The organism is Streptomyces pseudogriseolus, from assembly GCA_002154585.1.
In the GTDB taxonomy this organism is placed as follows: Bacteria; Actinomycetota; Actinomycetes; order Streptomycetales; family Streptomycetaceae; genus Streptomyces; species Streptomyces pseudogriseolus.
In genome coordinates this window covers 1-840 of the sequence record MUNG01000594.1, presented here as the reverse complement: position 1 = coordinate 840, position 840 = coordinate 1, and the positions used below count along the sequence as shown (strand labels likewise).

General features: G+C 72.1%; 1 protein-coding gene. It reads right to left on the bottom strand.

Annotated features, from left to right (window positions below; genetic code table 11):
• On the bottom strand, positions 1 to 840 hold an 840-nt coding region (locus CCN29_RS33245; protein WP_442538653.1), incomplete at both ends, for a penicillin-binding transpeptidase domain-containing protein.

Sequence of the window (840 nt, the reverse complement as noted above, 5' to 3'; positions counted from 1 at the left end):
TGATGAAGGCCGTGTTGCAGGACCGCAGGAAGCTGTTGGCGAGGGTGGCGCCCTCGTTCGGCTCCATGCCGGTGAGGTTCTTGAAGGTCTGGCTCTGCCAGGTCGCGGTGTCCGTGCAGGGCGCGGGGCCGTTCATGGAGGTCACGCCGTTGTCGATGAGCATCGCCGCCGTGATGATCTTCATGGTGGAGCCCGGGGCGACCTGGCCCTGGAAGGCCGCGTTGAAGCCGTCGTCGCGGTTGTTGGCCACCGCCAGCACCTCGCCGGTGCTGGGCTTCAGCGCCACCACCGACGACTCCGGGTACGCCTGCACCGCCTTCTCGGCGGCCGCCTGCACCTCGGCGCTGAGCGTGGTGCGCAGCTTGCCCGGTTCGCCCTCGGCGAGGGTGAGCAGCGGGGTGTCCGCCTCGTCGGTGGCGTGCCGGATCGACAGCTCGACGGCCGGGCTGCCGCCCGCCTTGTCGCCGTACTTTTCGCGCAGGGTGTCCAGGACCGGGCCGAGGGAGGGGTACTTCTCCCTGGTCAGCACGGTGCCGTCACGGTCCACCGCCTCGATGGGCGGCTGCGCGGACTCCCCGGTGACGAGGGTGTCCCCGTCCCGCAGGTCCGGGTGCACCACGGACGGCTCCCAGTCGACCAGCGCGCGCCCGGTGGTCTGCCCGCGCACGACCGTCAGGGCGCTGGTGTAGCGCAGGGGCTTGGAGACGCCGTCGAGCGAGACGGTCGCCTTCACGGTGAACGGCACGGTGGCGCCGCGCGGGACGCCCGGCGTGATGTCCACCCGCGCTATGCGCGCCTCCTCGCCGTACGCGGTCAGCAGCACGCCGGCGTCCCGCGCGG